The organism is Sphingobacterium humi, from assembly GCF_009768885.1.
In the GTDB taxonomy this organism is placed as follows: Bacteria; Bacteroidota; Bacteroidia; order Sphingobacteriales; family Sphingobacteriaceae; genus Sphingobacterium; species Sphingobacterium humi.
Map to the genome: position 1 here is coordinate 20,142 of NZ_WSQA01000020.1, position 18,750 is coordinate 38,891.

14 protein-coding genes and 1 tRNA gene are annotated in these 18,750 nt (G+C 43.1%); 5 read left to right on the top strand and 10 right to left on the bottom strand.

Annotated features, from left to right (window positions below; all coding sequences use genetic code 11):
* The first annotated feature begins 101 nt into the window (after positions 1–101).
* The 4 genes from GQF63_RS18780 (at position 102) to GQF63_RS18795 (ending at position 4,060) form a co-directional block, all read left to right on the top strand.
* Positions 102–1,109 (top strand): DHH family phosphoesterase, encoded by a 1,008-nt coding sequence (locus GQF63_RS18780; RefSeq protein ID WP_160370795.1) that lies wholly within the window; start codon positions 102–104, stop codon positions 1,107–1,109.
* Between the two features lie 27 nt (positions 1,110–1,136).
* A complete protein-coding gene (locus GQF63_RS18785) occupies positions 1,137–2,129 on the top strand; it encodes an FKBP-type peptidyl-prolyl cis-trans isomerase (protein ID WP_160370796.1) in 993 nt (330 codons plus the stop codon).
* A gap of 107 nt (positions 2,130–2,236) precedes the next feature.
* Positions 2,237–3,031 (top strand): TatD family hydrolase, encoded by a 795-nt coding sequence (locus GQF63_RS18790; RefSeq protein WP_160370797.1) that lies wholly within the window; start codon positions 2,237–2,239, stop codon positions 3,029–3,031.
* Between the two features lie 6 nt (positions 3,032–3,037).
* On the top strand, positions 3,038–4,060 hold the full coding sequence (locus tag GQF63_RS18795; RefSeq protein ID WP_160370798.1) for an asparaginase: 1,023 nt from the start codon (positions 3,038–3,040) through the stop codon (positions 4,058–4,060).
* Here the strand turns inward: GQF63_RS18795 and GQF63_RS18800 are convergent.
* The 10 genes from GQF63_RS18800 to GQF63_RS18845 all read right to left on the bottom strand — a co-directional run bounded on the left by GQF63_RS18800 (position 4,047) and on the right by GQF63_RS18845 (position 18,194).
* The gene (locus tag GQF63_RS18800; protein ID WP_160370799.1) at positions 4,047–5,348 is read right to left on the bottom strand and encodes a bifunctional folylpolyglutamate synthase/dihydrofolate synthase; all 1,302 of its coding nucleotides are present in this window, start codon (positions 5,346–5,348) and stop codon (positions 4,047–4,049) included. The two genes, GQF63_RS18795 and GQF63_RS18800, sit on opposite strands and share 14 nt — an antisense overlap.
* Before the next feature lie 11 nt (positions 5,349–5,359).
* Positions 5,360–6,181, bottom strand: a complete 822-nt coding sequence (locus GQF63_RS18805) for an energy transducer TonB family protein (RefSeq protein WP_160370800.1) — start codon at positions 6,179–6,181, stop codon at positions 5,360–5,362.
* A 63-nt stretch (positions 6,182–6,244) separates the two neighbouring features.
* The gene (locus tag GQF63_RS18810) at positions 6,245–6,652 is read right to left on the bottom strand and encodes an ExbD/TolR family protein (protein ID WP_160370801.1); all 408 of its coding nucleotides are present in this window, start codon (positions 6,650–6,652) and stop codon (positions 6,245–6,247) included.
* Positions 6,653–6,682: 30 nt separating this feature from the next.
* The gene (locus GQF63_RS18815; RefSeq protein WP_160370802.1) at positions 6,683–7,381 is read right to left on the bottom strand and encodes a MotA/TolQ/ExbB proton channel family protein; all 699 of its coding nucleotides are present in this window, start codon (positions 7,379–7,381) and stop codon (positions 6,683–6,685) included.
* A 33-nt stretch (positions 7,382–7,414) separates the two neighbouring features.
* Entirely contained in the window at positions 7,415–8,473 is a 1,059-nt protein-coding gene (locus tag GQF63_RS18820) for an HU domain-containing protein (RefSeq protein WP_160370803.1), read from the bottom strand.
* 37 nt (positions 8,474–8,510) lie between these two features.
* Entirely contained in the window at positions 8,511–10,223 is a 1,713-nt protein-coding gene (locus GQF63_RS18825; RefSeq protein WP_160370804.1) for a TonB-dependent receptor, read from the bottom strand.
* Positions 10,224–10,235: 12 nt separating this feature from the next.
* Positions 10,236–13,265, bottom strand: coding sequence for a tetratricopeptide repeat protein (locus tag GQF63_RS18830; RefSeq protein ID WP_160370805.1), 3,030 nt, complete (start codon positions 13,263–13,265; stop codon positions 10,236–10,238).
* 288 nt (positions 13,266–13,553) lie between these two features.
* Positions 13,554–14,492, bottom strand: coding sequence for an aspartate carbamoyltransferase catalytic subunit (locus tag GQF63_RS18835; protein WP_160370806.1), 939 nt, complete (start codon positions 14,490–14,492; stop codon positions 13,554–13,556).
* 20 nt (positions 14,493–14,512) lie between these two features.
* Positions 14,513–15,058 carry a bifunctional pyr operon transcriptional regulator/uracil phosphoribosyltransferase PyrR gene (gene pyrR, locus GQF63_RS18840; RefSeq protein WP_160370807.1) on the bottom strand — a complete coding sequence of 182 codons (546 nt, stop codon included), beginning with the start codon at positions 15,056–15,058 and terminating at the stop codon, positions 14,513–14,515.
* Positions 15,059–15,173: 115 nt separating this feature from the next.
* A complete protein-coding gene (locus tag GQF63_RS18845) occupies positions 15,174–18,194 on the bottom strand; it encodes a glycosyltransferase family 117 protein (RefSeq protein WP_160370808.1) in 3,021 nt (1,006 codons plus the stop codon).
* 259 nt (positions 18,195–18,453) lie between these two features.
* Here GQF63_RS18845 and GQF63_RS18850 point away from each other — a divergent pair.
* Positions 18,454–18,524 (top strand) — tRNA-Gln (locus GQF63_RS18850).
* The last annotated feature ends 226 nt before the right edge of the window (positions 18,525–18,750 follow it).

An 18,750-nucleotide genomic window follows, 5' to 3' on the forward strand; every position in this document is an offset into this window, starting at 1 on the left:
GAGAATCAAGCATCTACAGTCAAAAGAGACCATAAAAATAAGGTCTTAGAAATTTTTATAAGACAATTTTTTTTCTGTAGGTTTGCAATCACGAATTACGTATGTTAAAAGGAGAAGAAAATTTACAACTACTAGCCAAACCTAAAAAGATTATTGTTACTACGCATCATAAACCTGATGGTGATGCATTGGGATCATCCTTAGGCTTATATTACTGGTTAAAGAAAAAAGGACATGAAGTACAGGTGGTACTTTCGTCTGACTTTCCTGACTTCCTCGATTGGATGCCGGGTCGTGATTCTTTAATCATCTATCCTGAGCAACCAACCCAGGCACAACAACTTTTTGATGAGGCAGATATTATCTTCTGCTTAGATTACAGCGCGCTTTCGCGTACGAACCTGTTGGAATCGGTGATCCGCGAGGCTCCCGGTCAGAAATGGATGATAGACCATCACTTGGATCCGGAAGACTTCGCCAGCCTCAGCTATTGGGACTCCAATGCTGCTGCTACCGCGCAATTGATATACAGCTTTATTGCCGATGTTTGCCAAGATAAGGAAGCCGTTGATGAATTAATTGCGACCTGCCTGTATACTGGAATCATGACAGACACTGGTTCTTTCCGATTCCGCTCGACGACCGCTGCTGTTCACCGTATTATTGCGAACCTCTTGGATGCAGGTGCGAAAAACTGGGAAATCCATGAGCATATCTACAATAGTTCTACCGAAAACAGACTTCGTTTCTTAGGCTATTGTTTGATGAATTGCCTGGAGGTAATTCCGGAATACCATACCGCGATTTTCTCCCTGAGCAAGGAAGATCTCGCGAAGTTCAAGGTGAGCACAGGTGATACTGAGGGACTTGTAAACTACGCCCTATCAATAAAAGGGATAAGATTAGCAGGATTATTTGTTGACAGAACCGAATTAATTAAACTATCTTTGCGTTCTATTGGCGATATCCCTTGTAATGAGATCTGTAAGACACATTTCAACGGAGGTGGCCATTTAAATGCAGCAGGTGGTAATTCAAATGAGGACCTTGCAACGGTTGTAAACCGCTTCAAGTCCATTTTACCAGACTATAAACAATATTTAACATAGCATATTTTAAGCGTTATAAATAGAAAAATGAAAAAATCAATTTTATTATTGACAGCAGTAGCAGGTTTAGCACTTGCATCATGCCAAAATTTCAAAAAAGGAGAAGGTGGTCTTGAATACAAATTCTTGAAAGATAATGGCGGTGAGAAAGCTGTTGGTGGCGATGTTATTGCCATGGATATCGAGGTTAAAACCGACCGCGATTCTTTATTAGCAAGTACCTACGACCTAGGCTTGCCACAGATTGCTCCTATTATGCCTGACTCTTTAATGCAAGGTTCAGGATCTTACCCTGGTGACAACAACACTATCTTAAAAATGTTAGGTGAAGGCGATAGCGCTGTATTTAAATTAAACTTAGATACAATGGCTGCAAAAACAGGACAACCAAAACCTGAGTTTGCTGACAAATACATCCAATACACAATCAAAGTAAGAAAATTATTCAAAAGAGGAAACCAAACAGATTCAGCTTTATTCGAGCAAGTAAACAAATACTACTTAGCACAGATGGAAGGCTTGAAGAAAGCAGAAGATGGTAAAATCACCTCTTACATCGAGAAAAACAAATTGCAGCCTAAGAAAACGGCTACAGGTTTACAATACGTTATTACTAAAGAAGGTGCTGGTAACAATCCAGTAGTTGGTGATAGCGTAGTTATCAACTATACTGGTGCATTAACCAACGGTAAAGTATTTGATACCAACAACCCTGATGTTGCGAAGAAAAACAACCTTTTCAACGCCATGCGTCCATACGAGCCATTACGCGTTCGTGTTGGTCACACGCCAGTAATTCCAGGATGGACTGAAGGTTTACAATTATTGAAAAAAGGTAGCAAAGCTACATTTATCATTCCTTCGGCATTAGGCTACGGCGAGCGTCAGCAAAGCAACATGATCCCAGCATACGCACCATTGGTGTTCGATGTAGAGATCGTTGATGTAATTGCAGGCCCTAAAGGTGAAGAAGCTCCGGCTCTTCCACAAATGAATCCAATGCAAGCTCCTGCTAATTAAGGATAGAATATTAAGAATTTAATAAAAAAGAGCGGTTTTCCTTAGGAGAACCGCTTTTTTTTATGCCGATAAGCCAGTTTAGCTAACAATATCTTAACTTAGGGGCCATGGAAGAACAAATAGACGCTCAAGGGCTTATATTAACCGACACGCATACCCACATTTATTATCATCAGGAAGCCGGCACCTTGGATCAGCAGATGCAACGATGCTTTGCCAATGGCGTGCAGCGCCTATTCTTACCCAATGTGGATGTCGCCTCCATTGTTCCAGTTTTGGATACCGCAGCAGCCTATCCAACGCATTGCTTTCCAATGTTAGGTTTACACCCCTGCAGTGTGCAGGAAGATTATCTAGAAGCATTAGCAAGCATAAAAGCCGCAATTGCCAAGCATAAGATCTATGCCATCGGTGAAATAGGCATCGATCTTTATTGGGATAAAAGCACCTTGGCCATTCAACAGGATGCTTTTGCACAACAGATTGAATGGGCGAAGGAAATGGGTTTACCCATTAGCATACATTGCCGGGAAGCCTTCGATGAAGTCTTTGAGGTCTTAGATCAGCATAAAGACGAGCGTCTCTTTGGGGTATTTCACTGTTTTACAGGCAATGTAGCCCAAGCGCAACGAGCGATAGCCTTAGGCTTTAAACTAGGTATTGGCGGCGTTGTTACCTTTAAAAAGGCTGGTTTAGATGCCGTATTAAAAGACATCGATCTAGCCCACTTAGTTTTGGAAACAGATGCGCCCTATTTGGCACCTGTTCCCTTCCGTGGAAAAGAAAACGAAAGCAGTTACCTGCTTTATGTGGCGCAGAAAGTCGCCGATATTTATGAGAAACCCCTTGCTGAGATTGCTGAAGTAACGACAGCGAATTCAAAGGCATTATTTAGTATTTAAGAATTCATGCATAATATCTTTATTATTTATACGGGCGGAACCATAGGCATGGTTAAAGATCCTGAATCAGGTACATTTATCCCTTTCGACTTTGCGTTGATTGCGAAGAATCTTCCCGATTTAAGTCGTTTAAACTATAAATTGACGGTCCATTCCTTCGATCCTATTATCGACTCTTCCAATATGCGTCCAAGCATCTGGCTGGAGATGGCCCAATTGATTAAAGATAATTACGAGCTGTATGATGGATTTGTCATCTTGCACGGCTCTGATACCATGGCCTTCTCAGCCTCTATGTTGAGCTTCCTTTTGGAAGGCCTACAGAAACCGGTTATCCTATCCGGATCGCAATTACCGATTGGTGAAATCCGTACGGATGCCCGTGAAAACCTGATGACCGCCCTGGAAATAGCCTCAGCGAAAAAAGACGATCGTTCTATTATACAGGAAGTCTGTATCTTATTTGATAACAAGCTATTCCGTGGGAACCGCTCCTTTAAATACAATTCAGATAAGTTTGAGGCCTTCCGCTCCCCAAACTTCCCAGTATTGGCCGAAGCAGGAATCCACATTCGCTATAACGAAGAAGTATTGCAAAACAATACAGGTAAGGAATTTATTAGCCACCACAATATCGATAACCGCGTAGGCGTGCTCAAACTATTCCCAGGAATCAGCATAGCCACCATTGAAGCGGTATTAAATTCCGATGTCCGTAGTATTGTCATGGAGACCTTCGGCTCTGGAAATACCATGACCGACGAATGGTTCTTAGACTTACTTAAGAAAGCGGTAGAAAACGGAAAGAATATTCTAGATATCTCCCAGTGTAAGGTAGGTTCGGTTGAGTTGGGCCGTTATGAAACCTCGCAGGGATTACAAGCCATCGGTATTCTCAATGGCTATGATATGACCTTTGAAACGGCCGTAACCAAATTAATGTACCTGCAAGGTGAACTGGATAGTCAGGAAGAAGTAGCCTACTGGGTACAACAAAGCATTCGCGGTGAGCTAACTAAAAATGATTAGTTAGCACATCGGCGACAACAAAGGTACTTCCACCAATAAAGAGTAATTCCCCTTCCTTAACGGCTGCTTTGGCAGCAAGAAAAGCCTCTGATATACTGGCATATCCTTGGCCATGCAGATCAAATGTTAAAGCCATGGCTTGCAGCTGATCCACAGGCATGGCACGCGGCATATCGGGTGCCGCAAAGTAATACTGCGCATCCTTAGGCAACTGCGGCAAGATATGCGACAGGTCCTTATCGCGCATCGCACCGAAAATAATATGTAGTTTACTATAGCTTAGACTCGCCAGGTTGTTCAACACTTCGCGAATACCATCCTCATTATGTCCTGTATCACAGATAATCCACGGATCTGTACTTAAGGTTTGCCAACGGCCACGCAGACCCGTTGCTTCTTGCACATGGCTCAAACCATAGGCAATCTGTTCATCGTTGAGGGCGTAGCCTTTTGCTTTCAACGCATCCAACACACACATCACGCCTATAATATTCTTTTGTTGATAGCTGCCGGCAAGATCCAGGAGCCAAGATTTCTGAACAGACGTCTCCTTATCTTCCAATACAACCTGTAATCCGTCCGTCTGACGCGTCCAATCTACTAAACGATAGCGATCGCTAGCAAAAACCAAAGGCGCGCCTTCCGATGCTGCTTTGGCCTTAAATACCGATTCAATTTCTTCTTGGCGTTCCGAAATCACCACAGGCGTTTGCGGCTTAATAATTCCAGCCTTTTCAGCCGCAATTTCAGCTAGAGTATCACCCAGGATATTCATATGGTCCATACCGATATTGGTAATCAAACTGATCTCCGGTTGAATGATATTTGTGCTGTCTAATCGCCCGCCCAATCCTACTTCTATCACCGCAATATCTACCTGCGCTTTGGCGAAATACTGAAACGCCAAGGCCACGGTCACTTCAAAGAAGGAAGGTTTCACCTCTTCAATCAAATCCAGGTGCGACTGTACAAAGTCGACCACCTCTTGCTGCGGAATCATCTCGCCATCAATGCGAATCCGTTCTCTAAAGTCTACTAAATGTGGGGAAGTGTATAATCCGGTTTTTAGTCCGGAGGCGGCCAATACAGAGGCCAGCATATGCGAGCTTGAGCCTTTGCCGTTGGTGCCGGCTATATGGATGGATTTAAACTGCTGCTGCGGATTTCCCAAGGCTTCACATAAAACCAAGGTTTTATCCACATCCGGATTAATGGCTGTTGCGCCATCACGGGTAAACATGGGTAATCGAGCATATAAATACTCGATTACCTCTGCAAATGTTTTCATATCGGAACTGATTAACGAACTCTGAATCGGAAGGTAAGCAATCCGGTTTGCGAATTAGGCGCATTTGGAAGCGCATTTAAACGGGCTTGTTGTACGGCATTGATACATTTCTGTATCAAGCGATAATCGGCAATCGTTGTCCCTTTGGCTTGACGCGCCCGCAGGATATTCCCTTGATTATCTACCGTAAATTCAATCTTCACCACGCCGGTTTGTTGTCCGTTGTCTTCGATTTTTGGTGGCACGGTAAAACGTCTGTTCTCCAAGGAAAGCATCATATTCCCGAAACCTGATCCCCCTTCACCATAATTGCTGGCCAAAGGATCACCCAGGTTAGAACCCTGGTTCCCCGGTGTAGATCCGGTACCATCGCCTACCCCTTGGGCATTATTCTTTTTCCCTTTATACAGGGCGTTCGGATTTACCGCAGGTGCGGCATTCTTTTTCTCTACTGTTGATTGTTCGGCATTCGCCTTCACTGGTTTTTCGGCCTTATTCACCACCGGTGCATCCTCCACATCTTGGGTGGCCACCGCCTTATCAGCAACTTGCTGCGAAGGGGTCGGAATAGGTGTTGAAGTCGGATCGATTTTATCCGGGCGAACATTATTGGCATTTTCATCCATGGATGGCTCATCGACACTCATGTAATCATCGCCCATCCCTTCTGGGGAAGTTCCATAATTTACAATAATGCCCCCCATCCCATATTCTGGAATGTCCTGCGTAAAAACAATAAAAAAGCCAATAGCTAAAATCATCCCCATGATAATGGAGGAGATCCCTAAGGCTTTAGGCAGATTGTTTTCTTCTTGATATTGATTATAATACATATCCTTGAGGCTGTCCTTGTTCGACCCTGATATCAACAAAACGTTTAATATCAGGAATTTATTTTAGTCCTTTTTAGGTTCTGTTGCCAAAACCATCTTCACTTTTAATCTATTGGCAACATCCATTACCGATATCACGTGCTGAATAGGCACGGTGCTATCTGCATAAAGCATAATCGTCAGCTCCTCGCCTGTGGCCATGTTCGATTGGATATACGATTCTAACGATTCCAATGGCACTGCTTGTTTATCCACATGGTAAACAAGATCTGGCGTAATGGAAATCGTCATCGTTTTCTTCGCCACAGACTGCTCGCCAGCACTTGACTTCGGCAAGAGCAACTTCACCACCTGCGGGTTAGAAACAGCAGAAGCCAACAGGAAGAATAACATCAGGAAGAACATGATGTCGTTCAATGCCGCGGTGTGCACTTCAGCTGCAGGTCTATTTCTTCTATTGCGTAAATTCATTTTTTGTGTTTCAAGGGTTTTCCAATTGGATTACATACTTGGCTCATCCAATAGATCGATGAACTCGATCGCATCGGTCTCGATACGTAAGATTAAGCGCTCTACCATCATGTTTAAGATGTGGTAGCCAATGTAGGCCAAGATACCCACGGTAAGACCCGATGCAGAAGTAATCATTTTTACATAAAGACCTCCTGATACAGAACCGATATCAATACCTCCGGCCATCTCTACCTCACGGAAGATCTGGATTACCCCAAAGATGGTTCCTACGAAACCAAGCATCGGCGCAATACCGGCGATAATACCCAAAATATTGATATTCTTCTCTAAACGAGAAACCTCCAATTTACCTTGGTTTTCGATAGCACCTTCAATGTCTTTAATTGGACGACCGATACGGGTTAAGCCTTTCTGCAACATGCGTGATAACGCCGAGTTGCTGGAACGACATACCGCAATAGCGGAATCCAATTTGCCCGATAAGACATTGCTTTTCACTTGCGCAAGCAAGCCGCCTTCAGATTTTGCAGCTTTGCGAATCGTGATGTAACGCTCCACAAAAATCACCAATCCAAGGAAAAACAATAATAGGATAGGCACCATAATCCATCCACCTTTCATTAAAAGTTGGATCAGGTTTAAATCCTCCTGCGTAGCTAACGCTACAGTTTGTTGTTGAACTTGATTCAGGGTATCAACGGTAATAGGGTTCTGTACTAATGACATAATTAAAATAATATGTATGCTGTTTTGATTGATTTACTTGTTAATCTTATCTGGCCACGCATCTGCCATATAATGTTTTTGCACATATCGCAGTGCCGAGTCTACTTGCTCTTTTGTTTCATAGGAATCCCAAATTACCTTCTTCAGGTTATGCGCTAATTTACTTGGGACCACGCGCACCGAGGTTATCCCGGCTTTATTAAAAGACTCCGCTTGTTCATAGGCTTGTGCCAAGGTTCGATGCGAACCAATGACGATCTGCCAATGATGATTTGCTGGAATCAACGGTTTTTTCTCCTCCACAACGTGTGCCAGCGTATCTTGGGCCAAGCTATCCAAGCTATTTGTCAAGCTGTCCGTCGGCAAAGTAGCCGCCGCATCAACCGGTAAAACAGTTGGTTGCTCCTGCGCTAAGCTATCCGTTGAAGGCACAGCTGCTGTTTCTTTGTTTTGGTTCACATAGAACAAACCGCCTATAATCCCCATAGCCACCAAAACGGCAATCACATACCAAACCGTATTGCTTGAAGATCGTACGGGCTCCTCGATAAGCTCGACAGGCTCTGCAGCTTCCTGCAAAACAGGCTCCTCCACTTGCACTTCTTCAGCCTCCGAGTCGGCAATTACCGGTTCTTCTTCCGGCACTTCCACTTCAGCCGCTGGTTCTGTGCTTGGCAACAGTTCAGGCTCCGGTTCAGGCACTTTATCCCCTTCTACGGGTTGTAATTGAAACCCCGACAAATCCTCTGCTTTGAACACCAAAGACTGACCATGCTTAATAAACTGCCCCAAATGGTTCAGCTGGCCCAGGCCATGATCCTTAATGTCCTCCATCAACTTAATCACCTGTTCTTCCACCAGGGCTTCCGCCTCTTGGCGACCCAATTGGAAGGACTGCTGCACGTAGTCGATAAAGTCTACCCCATTGGCCGATTTGGCATCAAACTCCAAATAGGTAACCGGTGGTAAATAAACAGATTTCCGCTCATCAAATACCGAGGAGGTGTGGATACGTTTAAAGGTACCCAAGCCTTTCACAAAGACTTCGTTTCTGTGTTTTAATAGTTGATGAATATACTTCCCTAAATCCATTTATTGCTGTAATCGTGCAAAGTTAAAGTTTGTAGGCTTAAAACGAAAAATTTAAACCACCTAAAATATTAAATCCTAATTTCGGATAATACAAATAGCGTTGATATTCGGTATTGAACATGTTGTTCGCTTTCACAAAGATACCCAATTGCTTGGTAGCTTTGTACTCGGCACCCGCACTTAGATCAAAGAACGAAGGAATTGTTGATTTTTTCCAATCGTCAGACGGCGTGCTAGGATCTGTATAGGTGTATTCACGTGCTATGGCATTCCCATGGAACAAGGCTTCCGCATCGATATACAATTTCTCCGAAATATTGAAACGTGCATTTGCTGCTAAGCGCATTTTCGGTAAATGCCAAGCCTCATCTTGCTGAGCCATGGTGTATTGATCGATATTCAAACGACCACCTAGATTTACCAATGCCGATAGGCGCACATTAATCTCTCCTTCGATACCTACATGTTTCAAGGCTTTGTCGCCATCGCCATCGTAAATCATATCAAAGTTGAATGGCGTTTCTCTGTTGTTCACAAACATCGCCAATCCTTCCACTTGTCTGTAGAATGCTTTTACCTTATATCCAAAGGTTGCGCCGGCATTTCCTTTAATACCTCCGTAAATATTCATACGCTCAATGGTATTCTGAATATTCATGTTCGGCCCCAAGTACGGGTTCAAACGGGTGAAGCTGCGGAAGGAACCCTTCTCTACGCCACCTTTTACCCCTCCAAAGATGTAGAAGTAGCCCGGTACTAAGGAAAAGTCGATCTCTGCAACCGGGAAGATATTAAAACGGCTGCTATCGCCAAATTCAGATGCAATATTCGCCCCTAAGGTAATGTTATAGTTATCGCCTTTGAACTTGATATACGGGTTGGCATTCACAATCGAGTTGTTCATATTGCCATCCGCTGTATTTACACCTCCTAGGCTGTTAAAGTCTAAAGCCACATTCGCACCGATGTTAAAAGCACGAAGGCGTTTGTTCAGATAACCCGCTAGAGCAAAAGAATTTTCCTTTGCATCAAACTTATCCTTATAGGTATAAGCATCCGCTTTTAAGGAATAGCTTAAGGCATCATCGTTTTGCGGATCGTAATTACTGGTCAGTTCTCCCGAGAAGTAAATATCGTTAAAGCGTTGCGCTTCGCGCGTTGGGTTTAACGTGGTATTATTCTGATCCACCGGAATACCGTAGAAGCGCGTTCCGTAGCCATTATACCCGATTAAGCCATTCACTGTAAACATCGGGAAAATACGACGACCAAACACCCCAACTTCTTGTCTGGAGAATTTCTGATCATCCAGGCTACCCTTTTGGTTCAAGTGTTTCACAAAACCACCAACGCGGATATCCTCGTAATCTTCCACCGCAAAATAAGCTTCCCCTAGGATAGTTCCCAAGTTACCGACGCCTAATTTCACGTAATTGCTATTATGATCAATAATCTTGGAGAAGGGAGTTTCCATAATTTTCAACTCCTTCAATCCGGTATTGATATCTAATTTTTTATCCGGAACATTGCCATAGTTCAACTTGGGCATATATTCACGTTTGTTTGACATGTCGGGGCTCCGACGGATTTTAACCGCATCAGCAAGAATAGGTCGGTAGTCACGCACAATATCAAAAGAATCTAAAGTGACCGGACGATTGGTAGTGTCACGTTGCGCATACGCTTGTGAACCCATAGCCAATAAGATAGTTAATAGTCCAGTTTGTTTTATGATAGTATTCAACTTCATCTTTTCCTATTCTTATTTAATTTTTTCTAAAAGTGTTTTCGCCTCATCCAATACCCCATCGGTTTGATTTTCGTAGTTGTCGATAATACTTTCCAAGGTCGATTTCGCTTGGAACTTATCGTTCTTACCGATGTAGGCTTGTGCCATCAGGATAAACCCTTTGGCCACCCAATAATCGTAGGACGAGAAGGAATCAGAAATATCTAAGGCCGATTTAATCGCCCCATCATAGTTTTTATTTTTCACCTGCTGCTCAGCAACCAAGTAACGAGCCTCTGCCCCGGTTTCTGTTTTAGACTTCAAGGCTGCTAAGTTCAGCTCTTTCATGCCTTCCGAACCTCTGCTGGTCGCCAAGTAAGCTTTCGCCGCATACAAGTGCGCTCTAGCAATATCCTCTTCAGAAGCTTTCTCGTACTTCTTGATGATATTCGCATAGGTCAATGTTTCGGTATAATCGCCAATATTGAAATAGCTCACCAATAGATTATTTACTGCCCAGCCGTAGTTTTCTTTATATTCTGACGTCAGTTCTAATTTCTTCAATACCTGCACCGCTTCGTTATACGCTTTATTACGCAAATGAAGCTTCGCCACAGAAATCAAGGTACGCTCGGTATAAGCCGAGGTCCAATCGTTCATAATGATGTTGAAGTCGTGCATCGCTTCTTTATCCTTCCCTAAAGCAGCATTACTCTCCGCCCGTAAATAACGTGCGTGTTTCTCCTGAATAGGTTTCGGGAATTTATCGAAGTAGGCATTTACTGCTTCCACAGTAGCTTGGTGATTTCCACGATCAAATAAGGTGCGCGCCACAGAGAAGGCATGTGCATCTTGTTCTGCTGTACTTAAGTCACCGATATTCGTGCTTGTTGCATAACGGATATATCCTGAAGCATCACCTCTGTCTAAGTAAATATTCTCAATCGATGCTAAGGCTTGTTTAGCTTCATCCGTAGTCGGGTATTGGTTTACCACGCGTTGGAAGGTCGCTAAAGCGGCGTCATTATCATCTTTGTTATATTGCACTAAACCAATGGTGGTTAAGGCTCTAGGCACATAGGAGCTTCTTGGATACTGCTCTACCATTTTCTGCAGACCTGTAATCGCTAGGTCATGCTGCCCCATCAAGAAGTAGGTATAAGGCACCTCGAAAGCAACATCATCCGCATAGTTCGATTTAGGATATTTCGCCATCACCGAATTTAAGGTCTCAATCTTCGCTTGGTTATTACCCTGTAATCCTAAAAGGATACCTTTTTGGAATAAAGCATAATCCTGACTCTGCGCACCGGAAGCAATTAAACGATCGTAGTAATTGGCCGCTTTGCTGTAGTTCTTAATGGCCAAGTACGAATCGGCGGCACGGGCCATCGCATCGTTCCGCGTATTCAGGTCGATGCCATCTTTACCACCACCCGATAAGAAACGCTCGAAGTAATTTGCTGCCGTGCTGTAATTATCGGCACGGAAGGCCGCATAGGCTAAAGCATAGTTTGCATAATTGTAAACATCCGTTTTACGGGCTGCCGGCAATTGCAAGAAGCGGTTAAAGTTGGAAACAGCTTCCTTATACTTACGCACTTCATACATGGCTTCCGCTTTCCAATACGTCGCTAAGGCATAAATCTCCTCGTCGTAGCGGTTCGCTTCGGAACGCATAAACATCGAGATGGCATTCTCGAATGCACGCTCGTTGTAGTATTCTAAACCACGGTAGTACGTTACTTTCTGATAAGCCGCATTCGCTTCCTTACTTCTTCTGTCTAGGTCTTCCAGCACATCAACTGCCGCACGGTAGTTTTTAGTACTCAAAAGCACCTCGGCCAACAAGGTTTTGGCTTCCTCGTTACGACGCGACTTCGGATAGGTTTTAATATATTCCTGAACCGCATCCAGGGCCACTTGGTGGAACTCCAGGTCGTAAGATAACTTCGCGTAGTTGAATAAACCCTCTTCCTTCAATTGTGGATCGAAGTCTAACTTCGACGCCCGGAAGAATGCATTTCTAGCGCTCTGCTTATTTCCTGTTTTCAAGAAGGAATCACCCAGGGTAATCATGGCACTTTGGAAGTACGCATCCGGTTCTTCCAATTTCTCCAATTCCTGAATTGCTTTATCGTAGTTTCCTAATTTATAGTTGATATAACCAATTTGGTAACTATCCTGATTATTCTGTGTTTTCCCTTGGTCTTGCGCCTGGAACTTATCGTAGTATTCTTTCGATTTTGCTAAATCACCTTTAATAAAATAGGTCGCCGCCACAATACGAAACATCTCCGTTTCACTCTCTTGTTTGGTGCTTTGCAATTTTGGTAAGGCATAAGCCAAAACATCATCATAACGCTTGTCTAAGAAATACAAGGCCGTGATGTAATAAGGGTAAGAGTTCTCGTAGGTTTTAGAACCTTCCAAGCGCTCAAATTCGTTCAATGCAGTTTTATATTCCTGATCTAAATAGCTTAGGTATGCATAGTAATAAATGGAAGCCTCTTGGTATTGGCCCGATTTATCTTTCAGATCGGTGAATACAGGTTTTGCAGCGCCATAATCGCCGGTCATAAATTTAGCATAAGCCAATTTAAAACGGTATTCGGTATTCTCTGCTCCCGCTAAGTTTTTGCTATCGATTTTCTCAAACCATTCAATGGCTTTGTTGTAATCTTTCTTTGCGTAATACGATTTACCTATTTGAAAATAAGCAGCCTTGGAGTTGGCACTTGCCGGATAATCACGGATATATTTTAAAAACCTATTTTCTGCATCAGATTCGCCCAATTCTAACGCACAAACCGCTTGGAAGAACCGTACGTTCTCCTTCAATAAGGTTAATTCATCCGTCTCGTCTAATTGCAGCGTAGATTTGGTTCTGATTTCCTCCACTTTATCAAACTGCTGCGAAGCAGAACTGTACTTGCCGCGTTCAAATAATTCTAAGCCTTCTTTATAAGCTTTGTTTACCTCCTGCCACGCAGAATGCTGCGCCAATGCCGGTGTACTCAATAAGCTCAAAGCCACACCTACCTGGTAAATTTTTTTATACATACGATTGAATACTCCTTTTTGTGATTGCTTTCCAATTATAAAAAATGGTACCAAACTGCTCAGTTAGTGATACAACATCTTCAACTTACGAAAATAAAAGATAAGTTGTAAGTTTTCCTCAAAAGTTGTTAACACCTGTTAATAACCAAGCCTTTTTAACGATATTTAACATCCCCTTAAATATCCTCGAGCTCAGCTGCTTCCCGCTGGGTAAGGAAGGCTCCTGCAAGAACGCAGAAAGGGCCAAGTTTATTCCCTCGGCCCTTTATTTTTTCTGTTATTTTTTCATTAATTCCCCCGTTGTCCTGCGAGTAAATATAAGACGGCCATCCGTACGGCCACCCCATTTTCCACCTGATCCAAAATAATGGAATGTGAACTATCGGCAACATCCGAGGTAATCTCCACCCCTCTATTGATTGGGCCGGGGTGCATAATAACGATTTCTTTATCTAAGGAATCTAAAATCTCTTTATTTAATCCATAAAGCATGGAATATTCACGCAGCGATGGGAAATAAGCGATATCTTGACGCTCTAACTGAATGCGCAGCATATTCGCCACATCGCACCAGTTTAAGGCTTTCCGCAAATCATGCTCTACCTTCACCCCTAGGGAGGTAATATATTTTGGTATTAAAGTGGTCGGCCCGCAGACCATCACTTCAGCCCCTTGTTTTTGTAAACATAAAATGTTCGATAAGGCCACACGGGAGTGTAAGATATCGCCGATAATGGCGACTTTCTTCCCGGCTACTTCTCCTAAACGCTCGCGGATCGAGAATGAATCCAGTAAAGCCTGCGTAGGGTGCTCATGTGCTCCATCGCCTGCATTAACGATCTGCGCATCTACATGCTTACTCAAAAACACACCGGCACCAGCATATGGATGGCGCATCACAATCATATCCACTTTCATGGCCAAAATATTGTTCACCGTATCAATCAAGGTTTCCCCTTTACTTACCGAAGAAGAAGAAGCCGAAAAATTGATAATATCGGCCGACAAGCGCTTTTCAGCAAGTTCGAACGATAAGCGGGTCCGGGTGGAGTTTTCGAAAAACACATTGGCAATGGTGATATCACGTAAGGATGGCACCTTTTTGATAGGACGGTTTAAGACGTCTTTAAAGTTTGCGGCGGTATCCAAGATTAATTGGATATCGTTGCTATTTAAATCCTTTATACCTAAGAGATGGCGGGTACTAAGTTGTTCGGTTGCTGACATTTTTTAATAATAAAAAACCACTATTTTTTTTCGGTGATCAATACGATGCTGTCGTCATCATCGACTTCCTTCCAGCTCACAATAACTTTTTGCGAGTCGATGGAATCGACCTGAATACCAATATAATCGGGTTGGATAGGAATCTGTCTAGAGAAACGACGATCGACTAAAACCATCAATTCGATGCGCTTGGCACGACCGAATGCCTGAATAGCATCCATGGCCGAACGAATGGTTCTACCGGTCCAAAGTACATCATCCACGAAGATGACGTCCTTGTCGTCTATAATAAAATCAATCAGGGTGCTGTTGGCAAGCAGTGGCGAGTGTCCTTTCATGCGGAAATCGTCACGGTAGAAGGTAATATCAAGAATACCAATCGGCACTTCCACACCGCTCATCTCTTGAATCTCCTGCACCAAACGTTTCGCTAGGTAAGTTCCCCGCGGCTGGATGCCGATGATCACTGCATTGCTGAAATCGCCATGATTTTCAATTAATTGCTGAGACAATCGCTTAAGCGTGATCTGAAACTTGGGTCCATCTAATAATATCGATTGTTTCATGTATGGATTTATTTAGGCAAACTTAAGGCATTTTTTCGAAAAATCGTAATCAACAGCCCTAGAAGTCATGCATAAAAAAAGCAGCTTATCGATTAAGCTGCTTTTTATCAAATATTTAATTCCCTTCGAATAAAGGTCGATAGGTTTCGAAAATTTTGTTCACCTCGTCCAGCAATTCTTTCTGCTTGGCATCGGTTAAAACGCGTTGGTAGTTCTGAATGGAGGCTAGCCCAAAGCGCATGTTCCGGTATTCCAGGTTAGGCTTGCTTTCCGCAATAGCGGTATAATAAGCCATGTTCTCACGTAAGAACTTCAAATTGCGCGCAGCAACTTCATTGGCCTTCTGGGTTTCCCCCACTTTATACATCGCATCGATCAGGCTGGCGTAGCTAAACACTTCCGACATCAGGTACGGACGCTTCGGCATATTCTCGTAGGCATTCAACACCAATTTCTTCACTTCCTCTTTCTTGCCCATCATCAATAGGTTCTGTGCTGTTTCTCCATATAGGGAACCTACGTACATACTGATATAACGGTAAGAATCCGGATCTAAATAAGAAGAGTTACCAATATTACCCCATTGGAATTTATTCACGATATTGTTGTAAGTACCTTCCACATCTGAAATAGGCGCATTATCGGCGGTAGAATCTGCGGCCAAGGCCACAGGCATCAAACGCATCGCAAAACCTTCAGAAACCATGTACTTATTCAAGCCGATCATGTTTTCATCGGGTGTAGTCGTTGTAAAGTAAATCGGGCGCTTCCAATTGTTATTGGCTAATATCGCCAGGATCGACAATTCAGCACGTGAAACAATGCCCATGCTGTAGTTCCATTTCATGGTATCTACAATCGCATCTTCCCATTCTTTTGGCACTACTTTATTCGCAATTACGGCATTTTTATCCACCGTATATTGCATTTTCTTAGTCGGCAATACGTTGGCCCAATCGCCGCTTTGCAACTGCACTTTATTTTGTTGATTATCGGATAACATAATATCCAATAAGGTTTTTACTTCGATATGCTCCGGAATCTGGAAATCGTTGTAGTAGATCACATCACGAACACCATCTTTAATTTTCTCCGGATCGATATTGATCGGTAAAGCATCGGCATCATTTACCTTATGCATCATTTGCTTCATATACCAATCGGCACTTAACAAACTTAAGTTAACCACCCGCACATCCGTACGGAAGCCTTCCACCTCTTGCACATACCATAATGGATACGTATCGTTATCGCCGTAGCTGAATAAGATCGCATTCGGCGCACAAGATTCTAGGTAATTCTTGGCCATATCCCGCGCCAGGAATTTCGCCGAGCGGTCATGGTCATCCCAGTTTTGGCCTGCCAATAAAACAGGACCTGCTAAAACAGAAACCGCGGTGGCACCGATGGCAGCATTTTTTGCATTTATTTTTCCACTTAATTTCTCTGCAATCCAAATCGCCCCTAAACCTATCCAGATACAGAAGGCATAGAACGATCCGGCATAGGCATAATCACGCTCACGCGGCTGCAATGGCGTTTGGTTCAGGTATAGAACAATGGCCAAGCCGGTAAAGAAAAACAAGAGCGCCACAACCGCTGCATCCTTTTCCTGTTTTCTAAACTGCCATAAGGCCCCTAGTATACCCAAAATTAACGGTAGGAAGAAGTAGGTGTTGCGGGCTGCATTTTCTTTCTCGCTAGTTGGCAACACATTTTGCCCACCCAAGCGTATATTATCAATGGGCTTAATACCCGATATCCAGTTTCCTTCCGTGAAAGAGCCATGACCTTGCTGATCATTCTGGCGACCTACGAAATTCCACATGAAATAACGACCATACATATGGCCAATCTGGTAGGTAAAGAAGAACTTTAAGTTATCCCCCATCCCCGGTTGTTCAGATTCCCCCAAGCTCAACCAATCCCGATAAAAGCCCTCATGCTTATCGGAATAAACACGTGGGAATAAGGTTGTACGATCAAACGTATAATCGAATTTCTTCTTCGCAACCACATATTTCTCCCCGTCTTTACGGTATACATTGCCGGTTTCAAAAATATCGGTCGGCTTCGCATCAAAGTAACGTCCTTTAATCAAAGGCTCATCACCATATTGCTCCCGGTTTAAGTAACTTAAAAAGGAAAAGGCATTGTCCGGATCACTGTTATTCAAGGTAGGATTCGCTTTAGCACGAATCAGAATCATCGAAAAAGAACTATAACCGAAAATAACAAAGGCAATACCCAATAGCGCAATGTTTAAGGTAGGCTTCACCTTCTTGTAGGAATACCACAGTCCGAAACACAAACCACCCAATACCAATAAGGCAAAGAAGGTTACCCCCGTTCCAAATCCTAAACCTAGGCTGTTCACGAAGAACAAATCAAAGTAGGCGGCAAATTTAATCAGGTATTGAATAACTCCCCATAATACGAATGCCAACACCACAACCCCGATTAATAAAGCTTTAATAGCTCCGGCAGAGGTTGTTTTCTCGTTTCTACGGAAATAGATCACCAAGGCAATCGCCGGAATAACCAATAAGTTCAATAAGTGAACACCAATGGATAATCCCATTACATAGGCAATCAGCAATAACCAACGATCGGCACCCGGCTCATCGGCCCGTACCTCCCATTTTAATATGGCCCAAAAAACAACGGCCGTACAAAGGGAAGACATGGCATATACCTCAGATTCAACGGCGGAGAACCAGAACGTATCTGAAAAGGCATAAGCCAAAGCACCCACCACACCGGCACCCATAATATTGATTAAGGCCGCATCGGAAACTTCAGCCGTCCGCGAATATTTCACGTAGGCTTTCCGTGCTAAGGCCGTAATTGTCCAGAATAAAAATAAAATCGTCATCCCGCTACTCACGGCAGAACCGATATTCATCCAATAAGCAATCTGCGTTTTATCGCCCATCGCCAGGTTGGAGAAGATGTTTTGCACCATCAGAAATAAAGGAGCGCCCGGCTGGTGAACAATCTGCATTTTGTAGGCCGAAGCAATAAACTCGCCCGTATCCCACCAGCTCGTGGTTTTCTCTGCCGTCATGATATAAACCAAGGTCGCCAGAATACCACAGGCCCATCCCAACAGATTATTTATTTTCGTATAGTTCATACTAAAAGATAAGGTTTTCAAAAATTCTGCTTCGAAAATAAGGATTCCTTGCTACATTCAAACAAAGAGTTTCTAAATAAACCGATAATTTTAGCCCATATTTCTCGGAATCTCCCTTGGGAACGATTAGACACAAAAAATATGTGATTGAAAATCAGTATATCTAAAAAAAATAGCGTTATATTATTTGCAAAATAGAAAAGTCGACGTATATTTGCATCGTCAAAAGGGAAACGTCCTTACGACAACATTGAAAGATTGCCCGATAGTATAAAGGTAGTACGACAGATTTTGGTTCTGTTTGTCTAGGTTCGAATCCTGGTCGGGCAACACTCCTAATAAAAAGGACTGGTAATTATCAGTCCTTTTTTTGTTGCCAAAAACTTGTAAACACCCTCTTTTGCAAAGGCCAACATTTTTGGAAAACCAAGGATCAGTTTCAAAACCTGTGGACTAAGCAAATAATTTGGTCAATCTAAATAAGAAAAAGTTGACATCTCCTACACCTCTGAACTGACTTCTGAACGCCTTTATCTTAGCATTAAACGATTCTGCT

Coding starts and splice junctions, on each gene's coding strand:
- GQF63_RS18835 (WP_160370806.1), bottom strand. CDS start 14,492: ATGTCAGCAACCGAACAACTTAGTACCCGCCATCTCTTAGGTATAAAG.
- pyrR (WP_160370807.1), bottom strand. CDS start 15,058: ATGAAACAATCGATATTATTAGATGGACCCAAGTTTCAGATCACGCTT.
- GQF63_RS18810 (WP_160370801.1), bottom strand. CDS start 6,652: ATGAATTTACGCAATAGAAGAAATAGACCTGCAGCTGAAGTGCACACC.
- GQF63_RS18780 (WP_160370795.1), top strand. CDS start 102: ATGTTAAAAGGAGAAGAAAATTTACAACTACTAGCCAAACCTAAAAAG.
- GQF63_RS18830 (WP_160370805.1), bottom strand. CDS start 13,265: ATGTATAAAAAAATTTACCAGGTAGGTGTGGCTTTGAGCTTATTGAGT.
- GQF63_RS18845 (WP_160370808.1), bottom strand. CDS start 18,194: ATGAACTATACGAAAATAAATAATCTGTTGGGATGGGCCTGTGGTATT.
- GQF63_RS18825 (WP_160370804.1), bottom strand. CDS start 10,223: ATGAAGTTGAATACTATCATAAAACAAACTGGACTATTAACTATCTTA.
- GQF63_RS18795 (WP_160370798.1), top strand. CDS start 3,038: ATGCATAATATCTTTATTATTTATACGGGCGGAACCATAGGCATGGTT.
- GQF63_RS18820 (WP_160370803.1), bottom strand. CDS start 8,473: ATGGATTTAGGGAAGTATATTCATCAACTATTAAAACACAGAAACGAA.
- GQF63_RS18805 (WP_160370800.1), bottom strand. CDS start 6,181: ATGTATTATAATCAATATCAAGAAGAAAACAATCTGCCTAAAGCCTTA.
- GQF63_RS18790 (WP_160370797.1), top strand. CDS start 2,237: ATGGAAGAACAAATAGACGCTCAAGGGCTTATATTAACCGACACGCAT.
- GQF63_RS18800 (WP_160370799.1), bottom strand. CDS start 5,348: ATGAAAACATTTGCAGAGGTAATCGAGTATTTATATGCTCGATTACCC.
- GQF63_RS18815 (WP_160370802.1), bottom strand. CDS start 7,381: ATGTCATTAGTACAGAACCCTATTACCGTTGATACCCTGAATCAAGTT.
- GQF63_RS18785 (WP_160370796.1), top strand. CDS start 1,137: ATGAAAAAATCAATTTTATTATTGACAGCAGTAGCAGGTTTAGCACTT.